Annotated in this window: 12 protein-coding genes and 2 pseudogenes; 8 read left to right on the top strand and 6 right to left on the bottom strand. The window is 64.0% G+C overall.

What is annotated here, in order from left to right; all coding sequences use genetic code 11:
* Positions 1–195 precede the first annotated feature (195 nt).
* The 3 genes from AC0QSG_RS02130 to AC0QSG_RS02120 all read left to right on the top strand — a co-directional run bounded on the left by AC0QSG_RS02130 (position 196) and on the right by AC0QSG_RS02120 (position 3546).
* Entirely contained in the window at positions 196–576 is a 381-nt protein-coding gene (locus tag AC0QSG_RS02130; RefSeq protein WP_475376495.1) for a hypothetical protein, read from the top strand.
* Positions 573–1385 (top strand): hypothetical protein, encoded by an 813-nt coding sequence (locus AC0QSG_RS02125; protein ID WP_475376494.1) that lies wholly within the window; start codon positions 573–575, stop codon positions 1383–1385. The genes AC0QSG_RS02130 and AC0QSG_RS02125 overlap by 4 nt, the downstream gene beginning before the upstream one ends.
* A 574-nt stretch (positions 1386–1959) precedes the next feature.
* The gene (locus tag AC0QSG_RS02120; protein ID WP_475376493.1) at positions 1960–3546 is read left to right on the top strand and encodes a DNRLRE domain-containing protein; all 1587 of its coding nucleotides are present in this window, start codon (positions 1960–1962) and stop codon (positions 3544–3546) included.
* Here AC0QSG_RS02120 and AC0QSG_RS02115 read toward each other — a convergent pair.
* From AC0QSG_RS02115 to AC0QSG_RS02105, 3 genes are all read right to left on the bottom strand, one after another.
* Positions 3464–4671, bottom strand: a protein-coding gene (locus AC0QSG_RS02115; RefSeq protein ID WP_475375874.1) for an IS3 family transposase whose coding sequence is annotated in 2 segments (ribosomal slippage) — positions 3464–4416 and positions 4416–4671 — 1209 coding nt in all. Because the reading frame shifts where the segments join, the coding sequence is not laid out codon by codon here. The genes AC0QSG_RS02120 and AC0QSG_RS02115 overlap by 83 nt on opposite strands.
* Positions 4672–5870: 1199 nt before the next feature.
* Positions 5871–6332 carry a hypothetical protein gene (locus AC0QSG_RS02110; RefSeq protein ID WP_350005827.1) on the bottom strand — a complete coding sequence of 154 codons (462 nt, stop codon included), beginning with the start codon at positions 6330–6332 and terminating at the stop codon, positions 5871–5873.
* Between the two features lie 415 nt (positions 6333–6747).
* The gene (locus tag AC0QSG_RS02105; protein WP_475376492.1) at positions 6748–7239 is read right to left on the bottom strand and encodes a hypothetical protein; all 492 of its coding nucleotides are present in this window, start codon (positions 7237–7239) and stop codon (positions 6748–6750) included.
* A gap of 366 nt (positions 7240–7605) precedes the next feature.
* Here AC0QSG_RS02105 and AC0QSG_RS02100 point away from each other — a divergent pair, with 366 nt between their 5' ends.
* Entirely contained in the window at positions 7606–7941 is a 336-nt protein-coding gene (locus AC0QSG_RS02100) for a helix-turn-helix transcriptional regulator (RefSeq protein ID WP_350005824.1), read from the top strand.
* Here the strand turns inward: AC0QSG_RS02100 and AC0QSG_RS02095 are convergent.
* Positions 7907–10669, bottom strand: coding sequence for a cation-translocating P-type ATPase (locus AC0QSG_RS02095; RefSeq protein ID WP_350005822.1), 2763 nt, complete (start codon positions 10667–10669; stop codon positions 7907–7909). The genes AC0QSG_RS02100 and AC0QSG_RS02095 overlap by 35 nt on opposite strands.
* A 747-nt stretch (positions 10670–11416) precedes the next feature.
* Here AC0QSG_RS02095 and AC0QSG_RS02090 point away from each other — a divergent pair.
* From AC0QSG_RS02090 to AC0QSG_RS02075, 4 genes and pseudogenes are all read left to right on the top strand, one after another.
* Positions 11417–12384: pseudogene (locus tag AC0QSG_RS02090) on the top strand (calcium/sodium antiporter).
* 271 nt (positions 12385–12655) lie between these two features.
* Complete coding sequence (locus AC0QSG_RS02085; RefSeq protein WP_350005820.1) at positions 12656–13195, top strand: YqhA family protein; 540 nt, start codon at positions 12656–12658, stop codon at positions 13193–13195.
* A gap of 555 nt (positions 13196–13750) precedes the next feature.
* Positions 13751–14256 (top strand): annotated as a pseudogene (locus AC0QSG_RS02080) (CBS domain-containing protein); the annotation flags it as partial.
* Between the two features lie 72 nt (positions 14257–14328).
* Positions 14329–15516 carry a TerC family protein gene (locus tag AC0QSG_RS02075; RefSeq protein WP_350005818.1) on the top strand — a complete coding sequence of 396 codons (1188 nt, stop codon included), beginning with the start codon at positions 14329–14331 and terminating at the stop codon, positions 15514–15516.
* Between the two features lie 32 nt (positions 15517–15548).
* Here the strand turns inward: AC0QSG_RS02075 and AC0QSG_RS02070 are convergent, their stop codons facing one another.
* Complete coding sequence (locus AC0QSG_RS02070) at positions 15549–16163, bottom strand: dTMP kinase (RefSeq protein ID WP_350005816.1); 615 nt, start codon at positions 16161–16163, stop codon at positions 15549–15551.
* 264 nt (positions 16164–16427) lie between these two features.
* Complete coding sequence (locus tag AC0QSG_RS02065; RefSeq protein ID WP_350005814.1) at positions 16428–17432, bottom strand: TerC/Alx family metal homeostasis membrane protein; 1005 nt, start codon at positions 17430–17432, stop codon at positions 16428–16430.
* Between the last annotated feature and the right edge of the window lie 3 nt (positions 17433–17435).

Here is a 17435-nt window from a genome sequence, read left to right as displayed (position 1 = left end):
GGACTTATGGAAAACTCTACGAACCGTCCCATTTCCTTGTCTCACAAGCTAGCGCGTAATTGCGATAGGCGATGTCTCACAAGCGGTTGCCGAGGCTCGTCGTGGGCCTCGGCAGACCTCAGGGCTGTTGGTTTACAGTTGCTTTAGCATCGCTTAGATGTTGCCCAATGTCGCTCGTCGTGGCACGATTGACACATGGAAGCGACCACACGCGACGAGATCTACCTCGGCACCACGCGCATGAACATCCACGATCTTGTGCGAGAGCTTATAGAGAACGTGGGGGCCGCCGTCGTGCAGTCCATGGCCGGCGTAAAGGACCGCACTTCACCCTATAAATGGGCAAAGCCAGACGGGACCGAGCCCCGGCCCGAAGTCGAGGCCCGACTGCGGCTTGGCTATCGAGTGTGGAAGACACTCGAGAGGGCCGAGGGCAAGAATGTGGCGTTGGCTTGGCTGATGGGCGCCAACCCGCGTCTGGAGGAGAACTTGCCGGTGCTCTACATCCAGCAGCAACGCTCCCGCGAGGTCCTTGGAGCCGCCGAGGCTTTCGTCAACGACACATACGCCGCGTGACCGCGACGGCAACCGAGCGCACATGCACCGGCACGGGACTCCGACTCGTTCTGACCGATGGCGAGAAGGCGTACCGGGTCGCTAAGGACCGTTACGGTGCACTGTCGGCCAGGGCAAACTCCATCGTTGGACCCCTGCCGGTGGGCACAGACCCGGCGGTGGGGGATGGTCGAGGCCGCTTCGACACCATCGGGTCCACGATCTACCTGGCGGACTCCCGGCGCGGCGCGTATGCGGAGGTGCTTCTGGCCTTTCGCAAGGAGCGCGCGAAAATCGCCGCGGTTGCCGAGACGGTCGGCTGGGACGTCGATGAATACATCGACCAGGTGGCTTCCGAAGCCGCCGCCAATGGGGTCGACGTTCCTTGGGCGATCTCGGTCGACTGGCAAATGGACCGCTCAATCTACGAGATCCGGCTGCCGCGTGAAGGCTGGTGGATCAAAATGGACCATGCCGACACTCTCGCTGCCCTGGAACGGCTCGTCCCAACAGTAGGTGGTACGACCGAGCAGCTTCGGCTCCTCACCTCGGGAACGATCGAGGGCGAGGACCGTACGCTGACCACCTTGCTCGCCCACGTCATCCGCGGCCAATCCCTCGACGACGGATCCGAGCCGCTCGGGATCTCCTACCAATCGAAAACGCTCATGGGCCGGTGCTGGGCCTATTGGGATCGCCGCAGCGACGCCGGTTTATCACCAGGCAGGAACGACCTTCTGCAACTGGTCTCCGAAAACGTTGGTCCGGATCCGGACTTCGCCGGCACTGCCGACTTCTACGGGCTGCCAAGGCTCGGATCCCGCCACTAAGCAGGTTGTCCTATCCGCCAAAGTCGGGGCGCGAGCTAGACATTTCACTGAATCGGCGTATTCCACCGGAAGAAACGAAGCAGGTCGAGGCGCTCTGGACCAATGCATACGGAGCCATCCTTACCTCGAGACGAGGACGCGCGGTGTGTCGTCGAAACTGGCACCGGGATACTGGTGGCGTTCGTGGACATCCAAAAACCTCCGGGTGTCTTGATACCCGCCGGTTGCAAGACATGACGTCGAGACTCTTTTGCACTTGTAGCTTTTTTGCATAGGTGGCAGGAAGGCGGTGGCCGTGCTTCGGGATGGCCATCCCGTGGCGCCGCGTCGGGCTCGGTCGTTGCAATGGGACGAGAATCCTGCCGCCCAGATGTCGGCGGGGTGCGTGCCTGAACAAGCGTCCACGCCATAGGTTAGGCGCACACGATTCCCTGAACACACGGAAACGCGACGTGTGCATTCCCTGACTAAGCTGGGTATTGCCTGTGCAACAGTTCTGGTGTATTTGTTGAGCAATTCATTCGAAAAGCCCCCACCGAGTGCGTGGGGGTTTTGTCATCCCTGGGGGGTAACGGTGTCCACTGCCGTTTCTGTTGCCGTGCGCCGTTTCCTTGCCGTAACAGCGACTGTGTGTTCGTTCGCGCTGGTGGGATCGGGCTTGGCTCCGGTGGCGGCCCAGCCTCTGGACCAGGCACCCGCAGCGGCCGATGCGACCCAGACCGGTACCCGGCCGGATGCGATGTCGGCGCAGGTCACCGCGCGGGCGACAGGGCATCGGGTGGAGGACACCTCCCAGCGCACCGAGACGTCTCAGGTGTTCTCCAACCCGGACGGGACGTGGACGTCGGAGTCCTTCACCCTGCCGAAGTTCCGTGCGGGGAAGGACGGGACCATGGAACCGATCCCGGAGACCGGGGTGTTCTCGGACGCCGGACGGGCGTTCACCGCCACCGGCGCCCGGCTCGAGGTCTCCGCCGGCGAAGGGCTCGGTTCCAAAGCGGCGGTGCCGCTGGTGGAGATGACGGGAACCGGCGAGGCCGCCGACCACACCCTTGTCCTGGGGTGGGAGGGACCGCTGCCGGCACCTGAACTCGCCGACGGCCAGGCCGTCTACGAGACCGGTATCGAGGTGCCCGTCGTGTCCCCGGACGAACCGGGTGGATCCGGCCCCGCACCCGCCGCGCCGACGGCCGAGCCGGCCGGCACGGCTGATGCCCGTGTCGTGGTCGAACCGACTCGGACCGGTTTCCAGCACAACGTCGTCCTGGACCAGGCGCCGGAGGGCGACGTCGTCCTCCGGTTCCCGCTCACCTTTTCCGAAGGCTTGGTGGCGTCCCTGGACCCCGAGGACTCCGAGATCCGCGTCGTCAACGCCGACGGGGAGCTCGTCTTCCACGCGCCCACCCCGTTGATGTGGGACGCGGAAATCGACGCGGCATCCGGTCTGCCCGCCGCGGAAACACCCGTGGACACGCAGCTCGTGGACGAAGACGGCGTCCAGGTCCTGATCCTGACCGCTCACGCCGACTGGCTCCAGGCCGCGGAGCGGGTCTATCCGGTGACGATCGACCCGGCGTGGTCGGGCAATGCGGGCGCTGACACGTGGGTGCAGTCGGGATCGACTATCGGTCACGGCGGGTCCACCGAGCTGCGTGTGGGAACGTTCGACGGCGGGACCACGCGGGCTCGCACGTACATGAAATTCAGTCCGCAGACGCTCACGGGCAAGAAGATCGTCAAGGCCGAGCTGCGTCTGAACAACTACTATTCCTATTCGTGCGCGTCCTCGGAGATCCGCCTGCAGCGCGTTCTCGAGGACTGGAACTCGACCTCGCTGGTGTGGACGGGGCAGCCGGCCGCGACGATCACGGGACAGGGCACGAGCTCCGCGTCCAAGGGCTACTCCTCGTCCGTCTGCCCGGGCGGGTCGGTGTTCTTCCCGGCGACCGCCATCGTCCAGCACTGGGCGGACAACCCCACCCAGGTCTTCGGGATGCGGCTCGTTGCCACGGACGAAACGAACTCGAACACCTGGAATGCGTACGTCAAGTTTTTGAGACAGTTCGGTTGTTTCTGGGTTACGCGGCGAGGAGTTCCTGGCCGGGGGCTTGATGGGCAGTTAGAGCTGCCGCTGGTGACCGGTGGCCGGCTCTTGCGTTAGGGCGTTTCCGGTTGTACCAGGACTCGATGTACTCCATGACGCCGGTCCTGGCGGCCAGCCTGCTGGCGAAGCTGTGGTGGTGGTAGTACTCGGTTTTCAAATGCGAGAAGAAGTTCTCCGCGACCGCATTGTCCCAACACATCCCGACCTTGCCCATCGACTGTGTGACACCGTTACCGGCGCACCAGGCTTGGAACTCGGAAGAGGTGTACTGCGTGCCTCGGTCGGAGTGGAAAATCGCTCCGTTCGGGTGCAGGTATCCGTGGTCGCGGGCCATCGCCAGCGCACTCGTGCACAGGCTGGTACGCATGTGCTGGTCCATGTTCCAGCCGATCACCATGCCGGTGCACAGATCAATCACGGTGGCCAGGTACAGCCACCCCTCACCGGTTTTCAGGTACGTGATATCCCCGCACAACCGGGTCCCGGGCACCTCGGAGGTGAAGTCCCGCTTCCCGTCCTCGTCGAGCATATGGTTCTCGATATGGGCGGTCTTTGCCTGCGGGTCCTGCTCCGTGGTCTTCTTCCACGCCCGCGTCCGTACCGCGCGCAGGCCGTGCTCGCGCATGATCGCCCCGACCGTGGCAGAAGAGACGCTGACGCCGTCCTCGTTGAGTAGACGGACCAGCTGGTCCCGGCCGGCCTTACCGCCGCAATCGGCGTACTTACCGGTCACCGCGGCCACGAGGACCTCGTGGCGGACGGACCGCGGTGACGGTCCTGCCGGGGTGCGCCACCGGTAGAACGAGGCACGGGAAATTTTCAGGATTCGGCACAACCAGGCAATCGGATGGTTGGCCTTCTCCGCTTCGATGAACCGGTAGTAATCCTCTACCGTTGCTTCGCTGCAAAGAAGGCGCTGACTTTTCCCAGGAACTCAATTTCCTGCTTCAGCTTCGCGTTCTCGGCCAGTGCTTTCTGATGTTCCTCCCACGGCACAGCTGCTTTCTCCTCCGCCGTGAAACGCTCCGGATGATCGGCACGGTATTTACGCACCCAGTTACCCAGCGTGCCTTCGTTAATGCCGATATCGACGCTGATCTGCGCGATCGGACGACCAGAGGAAATCACCAACTCCACGGCATCGTCCTTGAACTTCTGCTTGTACTTCTTACGCTCGGGCATCTAAGTGAGGGCTCCTAATAAGCTGTCTCACAAAACCATACGGCCGCACCAGTGCGTCAGGGGAACCGGCCACGACCAGCAGTACCTGGGCGTGTTTGGTGAGCAGTGTCCACTGTGGCCGCTGGGACTGGTCCCGGGCCGCGGACCCGGAACTGTCTGCATGGTCCGTCGCTGGTAGAGGAGTCCCGTCGCCGGGAAGGAACGTGGAAGGCATTTCGTGGTTTGTCCGTTCGGAAGTAGAGGGCTCACGACCCGACCAGAGGCGGGGCCGGTTGGCGCATGGTGGTGGTGGCCAACTCCCGCGTATCTCCGCCTCGGCGATTCGGGAATCTAGGTGGTGGCACGGCACCGCGTCAACGGATGCGATGGCCGTGGGCGGCGAATGGCCCATGGTTGTGGCTAGGCAGAAGGCGGGGCGGGATCGGGTGGCGGGTTCCTGGGCAGCTCCCCGCCGTGCCCGGGGTCGCTGAGGCGATCTCCGAGCGGGCCGGACGGCGCACTTTCATGGCTCCTGGGCGCCGCATCGGCTACGACGAACAGGACCTCGGCCCCGTGCTTCAGGGAGGGCACCGGGAACGCCGAAGGGGTGGTGCGCGGCGGGAGGGGCATTCGCGGTATCTTACCAACTGCAAATGGAACAACACGCCGGGGGCAAAATGCTCATCTGTTCGGTCAGCGCCTCCTGTATTGCACACGCAAAATGCCCCGTTCTGGTTGTTCACACACCAGAGACAGCGAAAACTACTAACCAAAGTCAATCATGCAGCTGCGGCTGGAACCCGCCAAGATACTCAAGCATGAAACACTGAATGCCGTAGACCGGATATCGAATACGAGAATCATGATGAGCGGTGAGCTGCCGGCCGTACGCTGGCATGGAAATCCTTGATTTGGCGGGTATCACCGCAGGCACTGGAGTGATTCTGCTGACGGCCCTTGATGTCTTTCACACCCTGCTTTATCCCCACTGCATGGGACCAGTGTGCAGGATGATCGTGTGCGGGTTCAGGCGTCTATCCAAAAAGATTCAGTGACGGGCGCACTACTCAGATGCCCGAACTTTGAGACGGCCTAGATCGACGCCCCTTGTTAACGTGCCCGAGGAAGCGGAGCGATCATGACGATGGGTTTTACTGTGGATCTCTTGCAGCACCCTCTGTGAGGGTAGTACCAACGGGTTGCAGCCGAGGTAGTAAGTGTCAGGGCATGTAGGGGGCGTAGTAGGGCAGTGAGTCATCGAGGACCGGCACCAGCACGGTCAAGGACTCGTCCGCGTATGTGACGGTCATTGGCACCATTGACCCTGGGTCAGCACCGGCCCGCTCGAAGAGAAGCGGCTCACCTCTCTCGAGACGAACCGAGTTCTCACCGAGGACTAGGATGCTGCTGAGCTGTCCTGCGACGTTGATGTCGAGCATAAGGTCCTGGTCAGTGTCGTTGATGATAGTTCCCAAGACGCGGCCAGGCTTCTGGGCGGAGTCGCCGACTATCAGGATGTTCAGTAGTCGGACGTTGCCGCTTGATGCGTGTGCGCCGTCGGTGAGTGAGTCGCTCATCTGGGTGGCGATTGGATTGGTGAACGAGCACCCGCACAGCGTTAGACCGAGCAGTATGAAACAGCCGGTCGTCGCCGCAGGCTTGCCTTTTGTCCAAGGTTGCATTTGAAGGGCTCCTACTTGCGTGGTCCCGATCAGAGCAGGTTTTGAGCTTGATCCTGAGGGTCGGGTAGGGATGAATGCGTGTGACTGGCACTTGAGGTTGCGACCATCGAGGCTCTGCAAGGTAATGGGCCTGTCGCAGGGCTTCGTGGGAAGCCTCCGAGCCATCTACGCCGACAGTCATTTTTCGCTATTTCCTGTCCGTGCCCCATTAAGGACTCCGATCTTGGTTTAGGTCCCAAGCTCCTTGCCGCTGGCTTCAAACGGTAGATCACTAGGAGGCTCATCGAGAGTGCCTGTCAGAATTGGTTGGGTAGTGGTGGATACCGTCCCAGAGGATCAGGATCAGGATCAGGATCAGGATCGCCAAGAGACGGACGAAAATCGGGGGCCGCCGGGCGATTGCCCATGGTTGTGGCTAGGCAGAAGGCGGGGCGGGATTGGGTGGCGGGTTCCTGGGCGGCTCCCCGCCGCGCGCAGGGTCGCTGAGGCGATCTCCGAGCGGTCCGGACGGCGCACTTTCATGGCTCCTGGGCGCCGCATCGGCTACGACGAACAGGACCTCGGCCCCGTGCTTCAGGGAGGGCACCGGCAACGACGATGGGGTGATGATCACGGCCGCCCCTGCCCGGCGGGCGGCGCGGGCCAAGGCCAGGGCTATGGCTTGGGACTGAGGTGCGCGGCGGAAGGGGCAAGCGCGGTATCGCACCAACTGCAAATGGAACAACGCGCCGGTGGCGTCCAGGGCGGGGTGCGCCCGTGCGGCGACGGTTTCGGCCTCCCGTAGCGCTTCCCGGTGGAGGCGGGCTGCGATGGCGGCGTCGGTGGTGAAGGCCGGTTGCGCGAGGGGCACCAGCAGAACGGTCGGCCGTCGTTGCGCGCAGGCGAGGGCCGCGGCACGGCGTGCCACTGCCGTCGCCTCAGGACCATCGGTGATAACCGCGGCAATGGGGCGGGGCGTTGGGCGGGCGGGTTTGTCCATCATCGTTCCCTTTCGGTTTTGCTTCCAAGGGGTGCTTTGTCCGTGGTGTGGGTGAGCGGCCGCCGTTCCCTCAAGGGACCGGGTCCTGAGCACCGGGCCACGGAAGGGGGCTGCTGAATTGGCCGGTGTGGAGGGGCGAGGCGGTCCACCAGCTCGGCCAACAGGAAATACATCGCCTTCAGACCGAGTACCACTGCTGAGCAGGGGCAGCGCGCGGGACCGCCCCGGGCCGAGATGTCCCTGGGCGGCAACGCCAATGGATCTACGTAACTCAAAACACGTATCATGGTTCGCATGCAGCCTCCTTCCAACTGGACTTTCCTATCCAACCACGGGCACGTGCTCGTCGCGTTGGCGGGTGATTCTCAGTCGCGGATGCGGGATGTGGCCGCCAAAGTCGGCATCACCGAACGTGCCGTCCAAATGATCGTTCGCGACCTGGAGGAAGCCGGGTATGTCGTCCGCGAGCGGGTGGGTCGTCGGAACCGGTACACCGTGGTGCAGCAGAACCGCTTTCGGCACCCGCTGGAGGAACACGTGCGGGTGGGGGATTTCCTGGCCCTCGCCGCAGCAGCACCCCCGGTCAGCGATCGTCTCAGCGCTTCCTCACCGCCCGACGTGCGAGCTTGATCATTTCCTCGACCACGAGGACGCAGGACGCCACCGCAAGGCAGGTCAGCCACTGGGTGGCGGAGAGCGACGTGGTGTCGAAGATGCCCTGGAGCGGGGCCAGTTGCACGGCGAGGACCTGTAGGACCAGGACCGCGGCGAAGGAGATCCACAACCAGCGGTTGGTGAACAGATGCCGCGTGAACACCGTCTGCCGCTCGGACCGAGCGTTGAGCGCGTTGAAGAACTGGAAGAGGACGAACGTGGTGAATGCCATGGTGGACGCCACGGCGGCGCCGTAGGCCCCCTCGGCCAGGGTGAGCACCGACAGGGTACCGATCGCCATGACTGCGCCGGCCCGCAACATCCGTAGCAGCCGGGTCCGGTCCAGGATCCGATCATCGGCCCTGCGCGGCGGTTCGTCCATCAGCCCTGGTCGGGCGGGGTCAACGCCCAGGGCCATCGCCGGGGGGCCGTCCATGATGATGTTGACCCACAACACCTGGATCGCGGTAAGCGGTGCCGGGAGCCCGGCCACGGTCGCGCCGAGGAAGGACAGGATGGCGCCGATGTTGGTCGACAGTTGGAAGCGGACGAACTTCACCACGTTGTCATAGATCGATCGGCCCTCGTGGACCGAGGCGACGATGGTGGCGAAGTCGTCGTCGGTGAGAATCATGTCGCCGGCTTCCTTGGTCACCTCGGTGCCGGTGAGCCCCATCGCCACACCCATATGCGCCGCGCGCAGGGCTGCCGCGTCGTTGACGCCATCGCCGGTCATTGCCGTCACGTGCCCCATGGCCGTCAACGCCCCGACGATGGCGACTTTGTGTTCCGGGGCGACCCGGGCGAATACCCCGATGCTCTCCACGCGTTCCGACAGCTCTTCCGGGGTCATCCGATCCAGCTCGGTGCCGGTGACGACTTCGCCGCGGATGCCGAGCTCCCGGGCGATGGCGGCCGCGGTGTCCCGGTGGTCGCCGGTGATCATCTTGACCGAGACCCCGGCCCGGTGGGCGAGTGCGATGGCGTCCTTGGCCTGCGGGCGGGGCGGGTCAGCGATGCCGACCAGGCCGAGCAGCGTCAGGCCGGTCAGCCGGTGCTCAAACGCGTCAGCGTTCGACGAATCACCGGCCGCGGGCAGGTCGTCCATCAACGTCGTCGCGGCGGCCAGCACCCGCAGACCACTCGACGCGAGGGCTGTGACCTCGCTTGCCATCTGGTCCCGGCCGGCGGCGTCGAGGTCACGAACTCCCTCGGCGGTGAGTAACGCCGTGCTGCGCGCGAGGAGTACGTCGGGAGCGCCCTTGAGGTAGACGCGGATGCGTCCGTCCTCCTCGTGTGCGGTCACCATGAACTTGCGGGCGCTATCGAAGGGCAACTCGGCCACCCGCGGGTGCGCCGCACGCAGCGTCGGGGCGTCGATCCCGGCCTTCACGGCCGCAACGACCAGCGCGCCTTCGGTGGGGTCGCCGACGATGCCAGCCCGGCCACCCGCCCCCGGGGCAGCCAGCACAGCGTCGCTGCACAGAACAAACGGTTCCAGCAGACGCCCCGGATCCCCGGTCCGCTGCCCGGCGGTCTCGGCAATGATCGACCCTGTCGGGGAATACCCCTCGCCGTCGATGCGCATGCGCTGGCCTGCGAAGACCAGCGCACGGGCCGTCATCTGGTTCAGCGTCAGCGTTCCGGTCTTGTCGCTGCAGATGACCGTAGCCGAGCCCAGGGTCTCCACCGACGCGAGCCGCTTGACGATAGCTCCCCGCCGGGCCATTCGACCGACGCCGAGGGCGAGGGTGAGGGCCAGGACGGCCGGCAAACCTTCGGGCACCGTGGCCACGGCGAGGGCCACCGCCGTGAGCGCCAGCTCGCCCAAAGGCTCGCCACGCACGAGGGCGATTGTCACGTAGATGGCGATGGCGATCCCGCCGATCAGGGCGATCCGCTTGCCCAATGAATCCAACTGCACCTGCAGCGGGCTCTTGGGCTCCTCGCCGCTCGCAAGCAGTTCCGCGATCGCGCCGACCTCGGTCTGCGCGCCAGTGGCGGTGACCACGAGTTCGGCCCGGCCGCGGGTGAGCGCGGTGTTCATGTAGCCCATGCCGGTGCGGTCGCCCAGCGGCACTTTCTCACCGGGAGCGGCGCCCACCGGCAAGGTGTCCTTGGCCACCGGCTGAGACTCCCCGGTCAGTGCGGACTCGTCGATCTCGACTGACTCCGCCACCAGGAACCGTCCGTCGGCCGGCACCCGGTCTCCCGCCTCGAGCAGGACCAGATCACCCGGCACAAGCTCGACCGCTCCGACCACCCGCACCGACCCGTCCCGGCGGACCCGTGCGGTGGGCACCAGCATGTCGCGCAGCGCCTCGAGGCTGCGCTCCGCCCTGTTCTCCTGAACGAAGCCGATCAAGGCGTTGATCAGGAGCACGATCAGGATGACGATCGTGTCCTTGAGGTCCCCGACGACGCCGGCGAGAACCGCGGCACCGAGCAGGATGAGGATCAGTATGCTACGAAACTGATCGAGGAATCGCAGCCAACCTGGCCGCCGCGGCCGCTCGGCCAAACGGTTCTCACCGATCAGTTCCCGGCGTCGGGCAACCTCTGCCTCACCGAGTCCTTGCGCGGAATCGACGCCCAGCGACTCCGCCACGACGGTCGCGATCTGAAGGTGCGGATCCCGCAGAGGCGCTTCCTTCGCGCCAATCGCCGGAAGGAAGCTGGATGACTGGTCGTCCTTGATCGCCATTACTGATCATTCCTCGTGGTGTCTGGTGTCTGGTGTCTGGTGTCTGGTGTCTGGTGTCGTATGCGGTCGGCGAGGGTGATGGGGGGTGTACTCGTGTTCATCTTGAGCATCGTCTCGTTTGCCGGCCGGGTCAACACCGGGGCCAGGCCAGCCTTGAGGGGGAAGAGACGGTGGACAATAAGCCGCATGAGGTACTCATGCGGCCACTCGTGGCCGGTCATCGAGGTACCGGCCCGTCAGGGGACGGATGGTATGGACAGGTCCTCGTCCCCGCGCTGCCCACGATGCCGCGCGGGGCCCAGCAGCGGGTTCGCGGATGCAACCGTAAGGCGATGGCGACGGACCACAGGGCCAGAGCAAACCACGGGATCAGGTTCGACACAGGAACTCCTCTTCTCTTGCCACTGCCGTTGGCGGGGCTAAACTGATACAGCCAGACTAAAGCAGAATAACTCGCGAAACAAGGTTCGCATGTGTCTCTGAGATCGTTATCCCGCCAAAGTTACTGTGCTCGGGTGGTGGGTCATTGCCCCGCTCGTTGTGCGGGGAATTCACCCGTAGCTCTTGCCTGCCGTGCGAGTTTCTTGATGTTGCTCGAGGAAGGGGCAAGCAGACTGCGCAAGGACGTCAAGTCACCAGCAACGGCGCGGCGCTTCTGGGACCCTGGGGGTCCATTGGAGCTTCTGAGATGAGCGGGTGTTGCGACGATTTGTCGGAATCCATCGGATTTGGGAGGTTCAGGGTCTCATGGGGAGCTGGATGCTGATCGTGGTTGGGCTGGCCGCCTTGATCGCCGGAGCCGAGCTCGTGCTCCGCGCAGGCACTCGATTGGCAGCCCGGCTGGGTGTGTCTCCCCTCGTCATCGGGCTGACCGTGGTCTCCATCGGCACCAGCACCCCGGAGCTGGCCGTCGGCGTCGACGCAGTGTGGGTCGGCGCCGGGGATCTCGCGGTCGGCAACATCGCCGGCACCAATCTCGTCAACCTGCTCCTCATCCTGGGGCTCAGCGCTCTGCTGCGCCCCTTGACACTGCACGGTCAGATCCTCCGCTTCGACTTACCCATGATGGCACTGGCAGCCATCAGTGTGCTGCTGATGACGCTGGATCGGACGCTCTCCCGGACCGACGGCGTGCTGCTGGTGGCCATCGCACTGATCTACACGGCTGTGATCCTGCGTGTTAGCCGGCGGGAGTCGGCGTCCGTACGCGCGGAGTATGAAGCCGAATACGCCGCGCCGCCCCGGCCCTCCCCGAAAGGCAGGCTCGTGGATACTGTTCTGCTCGTGGCCGGGATCGCCGTGGTGGTACTGGGAGCACACGGGCTGGTGGGCGGATCCGTGGAACTCGCCCAGCAGCTGGGTGTATCCGACGCCCTGATCGGACTGACTATCGTCTCCATCGGCACTTCTGCCCCTGAGCTGGTAACGACTCTCATCGCACCGTGCGAAACGAACGTGACGTGGCGGTCGGAAACCTTATCGGCTCCAGTGTCTACAACATTGCGTTCATCCTCGGGGTGACCACGCTGACCGCCCCGGGCGGAATCACCGTCTCCGAGCAGCTCGTCCAGGTGGACCTGCCCCTGATGACCGCGGCGGTGCTGCTGTGCATCCCCGTATTCCTCAGCGGGCGGAGGGTCCACCGTTTTGAAGGCGGGCTCTTCGTCGTCCTGTACCTCGGGTATCTCGTCTGGCTCCTAATGACCCGCACCTGACCCGGAGTGACAATGTCGGGGTAGTTCCCGGGCGCCCGTGGTGCTTTCCGGCCCAGACCTGCTCCGAAGAGCCTCCGCAAACATGGACCGCACCGCGCAAGATCGCCACTCTTGATCTGGGAACAAGGAATCAAGGACACTTGCGTTGAATCCGCGCCTCCAAGCGGACGATGACGCCTTTGTCGAAGAGATGAGCGGGTTCCGCCCGCGGCCGTTAGGATCGGATTACTGCAACAGGCAGGAGGCCGCAGTCCGCGCAAGTAATGCAGCCATGAGGTTCAGACGAGAGGACCCGATGCAGCCCCGAACGGACAGTTCAGTCCCGCAACCGGAAAACGACCCGACACCCCGCCGCCGCCGACGCCTGGCTATCGAACACATCCGGTACGCCGCCGTCATCGGGGCAGCCACTGCACTGTTCCTTTCGGCCGTAACCTACCTTTGGGCCCTGGGCAAGGCAGTGACGTTCGTCCACATCCTGGCCGTAGAAGGCCTGTCCTCCGATCCGGCCCTGGTGAAACTGTTCGAGAGCATCGATTCCATCTTGATCGCGACCGTGCTGCTCATCGTCGGCTTTGGGGTCTGGGAGCTGTTCGTGCACGACCTCGATCTTCCGCCGTCGCTGACCACCACCTCTTTTGATCACCTGAAGGGGCGGATCGCGGGCACCCTGGTCCTGGTCCTGGCCGTCCGATATTTGGAGCGCCTCATTTCCAAGCCCTCACCCGAGGAGATCCTGGCCCTAGGCATCTCGACCGCACTCGTCGGCGGCCTGCTTCTCGTCTTCGCGACCTCCCGCCGTTCGCATTGACGCGTGCTGCAGGATTGAATCTGCCAGGCATTCCATCCATGGCCCGGCTACCGGATGCACGAGACCCACACCTCGGACTCGAGGCACCTGCGATGGCGCAGATAAGGCACCTCGTCGGGCAAGTTCACCGGTCGCCTCATCCGGACACGACAAGACAATGGCAGCCGCGTGGGTTGACGAGCCGGGCCCGGTCAGCGCCGGCGCAAGACCGTGCCGCCCTCCTCATACCCTCAACCGTGGAGCAGCTGACTAGGCCGATCGTGAGGTCGAGCTCCGGTCACAGGGTCGTCCCAAGACAGGATCCCCTCGCGGACATGTGGTGGCCGTGCAGACGACTCTGGACATTTCGTGCAGACGACTTAGAGGAGAATGACAGCGGCGTCGTAAAAGTTACAGCCGTAACTGGTCATTATCGCCGGACTTGTGGGACGCATGGTGCAGCTGATCAACACCGCCTTCGCCGTCTATGAAATGCATCAGCAGTCCGGACGAACCCGTGAGGCGCAGCGCATCCGTGCAGTGGTCGAGCAACAGCTTGCCCCGTTCACCGGCGCAGTGGCGAACATTGTGGAGCAGTCCACCCGGGACGGGGTGCTGACGGACACCAGCGGGACCCTGACGGACACCAGCGGGACCCTGACGGCGGCCTTCGAGTTCACGGCCAAGACCGTCGCCGACGTGGAAGTGCCGATCGCTGAGATGGTGCTGCTGCCCTCTTCGGCGACGCCGGCGGACATTCGGCGGGCCGTCGCCAGCCACGGATTCTCCCGGTACATCCCCACGGACGAGGACGGGAACCCCTCCGGTTACCTGCACCTCAAGGACGTTATGGACCTGACGACGCCGGAGAAGTTCAGCGACCCAGTACCGGCCAAGCGGATCCGGCGCCTCGCGCCGGCGTTCAGCGGCAGCGATCTCGAGGACGCCCTGGCCACGATGCGCCGGACGGGTGCCACGTCGCCCGGGTCTTCGACGCCCATGGCACAACAACGGGTGTGCTGTTCCTCGAGGACATTATTGAGGAACTTGTGGGCGAGGTGCAGGATGCCACCAGCGCATAAACTCGCGAGACCATCTGAAGTACCGAACCGAACCGGCCGCAGCGGCCGGACCCTTCACGGAAGTTGAGCACCATGACCGTTTCCCCCCTTATTTGGGCCATCACCATTGCCGTGATCCTGGCCTTGCTGGCCTTCGACTACTTCTTCCACATCCGCAAGGCCCATGTGCCCACGCTCAAGGAGGCCGCCGCCTGGTCGGCCCTCTACGTGGGCCTGGCCGTCGTCTTCGGCGTCCTGGTGTGGGTTTTCGGCGGCACCGAGATGGGGTCGGAGTACTTCGCCGGCTACATCACGGAGAAGGCCCTCTCGGTCGACAACCTCTTTGTCTTCCTGATTATCATTGCGAGTTTCAGGGTGCCCCGTGAAGACCAGCAGAAGGTGCTGCTCTTCGGCATCGTCTTCTCGCTGATTGCCCGCACCGGCTTCATCCTGCTGGGCGCCGCGCTCATCAATTCCTTCGCGTGGGTGTTCTACATCTTCGGTCTGATTCTGCTGCTCACCGCCGGCAACCTGCTCCGGCCGGACGCCCACGGCGAGGACCAGGCCGACAATTTTATGATCCGGATCGCCCGGAAGCTCTTCCACACCACGGAGCACTACGACGGGGACAAGCTCTTCACCATCCAGGATGGCAAGAGGGCGCTGACGCCGATGCTGCTGGTCATGGTGGCGATCGGTGGAACCGATATCCTCTTTGCCCTGGACTCCATCCCGGCGATCTTCGGGCTGACCCAGAACGTCTACATCGTTTTCACCGCCACGGCGTTTTCCCTGATGGGCCTGCGCCAGCTTTACTTCCTGATCGACGGACTCCTGGACCGCCTCATCTACCTCGCTTACGGCCTGGCGTTCATCCTTGCCTTCATCGGCGTCAAACTGGTGCTCCACGCCCTGCATGAGAACAACCTGCCGTTCATCAACGACGGCCAGCCCGTTCCCGTGATCGAGATCAGCACGGCCACCTCCCTGACCGTCATCGTTGGGGTGCTCGTCCTGACCGTCGTCGCGTCGCTGCTGAGCAAGGCCGGCAAAGCCCAGACCTCCATCAACAATGCGCGCCGGCACGCCGTCAACTACCTCGACCTGGAATACACCGCTGACTCGTCCGAACGCGAACGGATGTACCGGATGCTGACCGATGAAGAGTCCCAGATTCTCACCATGGATCCGAAGTACCGCAACAAGGCCAAGGACATTGACAAGATCCGGGCGCTGGTGGCGGAAGCGCACCGGCAGCACGAAGAATACCTGGCGCGTTGATTGGCACTCCCGCTGGTCCTCGTCCTGGCTACTCAGGCGGGGACGGGGCCGTCGGGGAAGTGCTCCCCGGCCGGCCTTCCGCAGGCATGGGTGATGGCGGCTTGCAGCCGGGCCAGCACTTCGGATGGCTGCCCGTCAGAGGGAATGACGGCAAACCGGGGGAATTCCGGGAGTGAGTGGTAGGCCTCGTCCAAGGACTGAAGGTCTTCGAGCCGCTCGGAGTCGGTGCCCCGAGCCAGGACCCGCGCGTGGGCCTCGTGGGGGTCAATGTCGAGGTAGATGACGAGGTCGGGCTGGGGGAGCGCGCGGATGAGGAAAGGAAGCAGGCGTCCCCGGGGAAGTCCGTGCATCTGGCGCAGCGCGAGCTGGCAATGTAAGTCCCGGTCCATGACCACCAGGCCTGGAAATTGTCTGGCGCGGCGGTGTGAATTCAGGACGTTGAACGTCCGGACTGCCGTTTCCAGAAAGTCCGCCAGCCGCGGTGGCAGGTGAACGCGAAGTCCGGCACTGATGAGGGACATCTGTCGGCGACCCGCATAGTTGCCGAGAAACAGGGCGCCCTTCCCCGTGCGGCGGGCGGCATCCACCAGGGCCCGTGCCGCCGTGGTCTTTCCTGAACCGTCAATTCCGGTGATCACGATCAGCAAGCAGTCTCCTTTGGGCGGGCGGGTCTTGGGCCGCTACCCACCCCCAACGTATGCGATCACGGCTTTGTAGCGGACGGCAGCTCGAGGCGCCGGATCGCGAGGTAGCCGATGATGAGCAGCGCCACCACGAGCACGACGACTGCCCATTCCAGCGCCACCGAGACATCAGCCGCTGCCTGTAGTTCTGCAGCCTGCCGGATTCGCCGGCCACCACAGGCCCTGGGCCCTGGGGAGCTGAAGCTGGTTCTGGAAGGCCATGTCCGGTCAGCCGGTCGGCCCTGGATTGGACGGTTTCTCCGCTGTGAGAGAACCCGCGTGGGCGCGTGCGGTGGGGTCCCTGCGGACCTTGATCAGGCTGGCGGTTGTGGTCACTGTCAGAATTACTGCGATGACGATGAGGCTGGTGTTGGTGCTGATTTCCGGTACCCGGCCATCGAGGCCGTGGCCCCAGTGCAGGACCAGTTTCACGCCGATGAAGGCGAGGATGAGCGCCAGTCCAGTGGAGAGGTAGACCAGCCGATCCAGGAGGCCCTTCACAAGGAAGTACAAGGCCCGCAAACCGAGCAGGGCGAAGGCATTGGCGGTGAAGACGATGTACGGCTCGGCGGTGATGCCGAAAATGGCCGGGATGGAGTCGAGTGCGAATAATAGGTCGGTGCTCCCGATTGCCAGCAGCACTATGAACAGCGGCGTTACCGCGCGGCGGCCGGCGATGCGGGTGAACAGCCGGCCGCCCTCGTAGTCCTTGGTGACGGTCAATGTCCGGCGGGCCACCCGGACCAGCACGTTGTCCTGCACGTCCGGGTCGGCGTTGCGGTGCCGGTAAAGCTGCACAGCGGTCACAATCAGGATCAGGCCAAAGATTAGGAACATGAAGGAAAACAGCTGGAGCAGTGCTGCACCCAGGGCGATGAAGATCGCCCGCATGACCAGAGCCAGCGCGATTCCGAAGATCAGGACCTTCTGCTGGTACTTCTCAGGAACGGCGAAGGTCGACATGATGATCACGAAGACGAAGAGGTTATCGATGGAGAGGCTTTTTTCGACGATGTAGCCGGCGAAGTATTCCGCGCCGTAGTCCCAGCCCACCTGCATCGCGAAGACCAGTCCGAAGACAATGGCCACGGCAATGTACAGAATCGATGAGATTGCGGCCTCGCGGAACTTGACAACGTGAGGCCGGGCAGCGGCCAGTCCAAGATCCAGGGCGAGCAGTCCGAGAATAAGTCCGATGGTGAGCATCCAGCGGAGTGCACTGACTTCGAGCATTGG

Source organism: Arthrobacter sp. LT660 (assembly GCF_056172845.1).
Note: the sequence above shows the minus strand (reverse complement) of the source record. Positions and strands in the feature narration are given on the sequence as shown.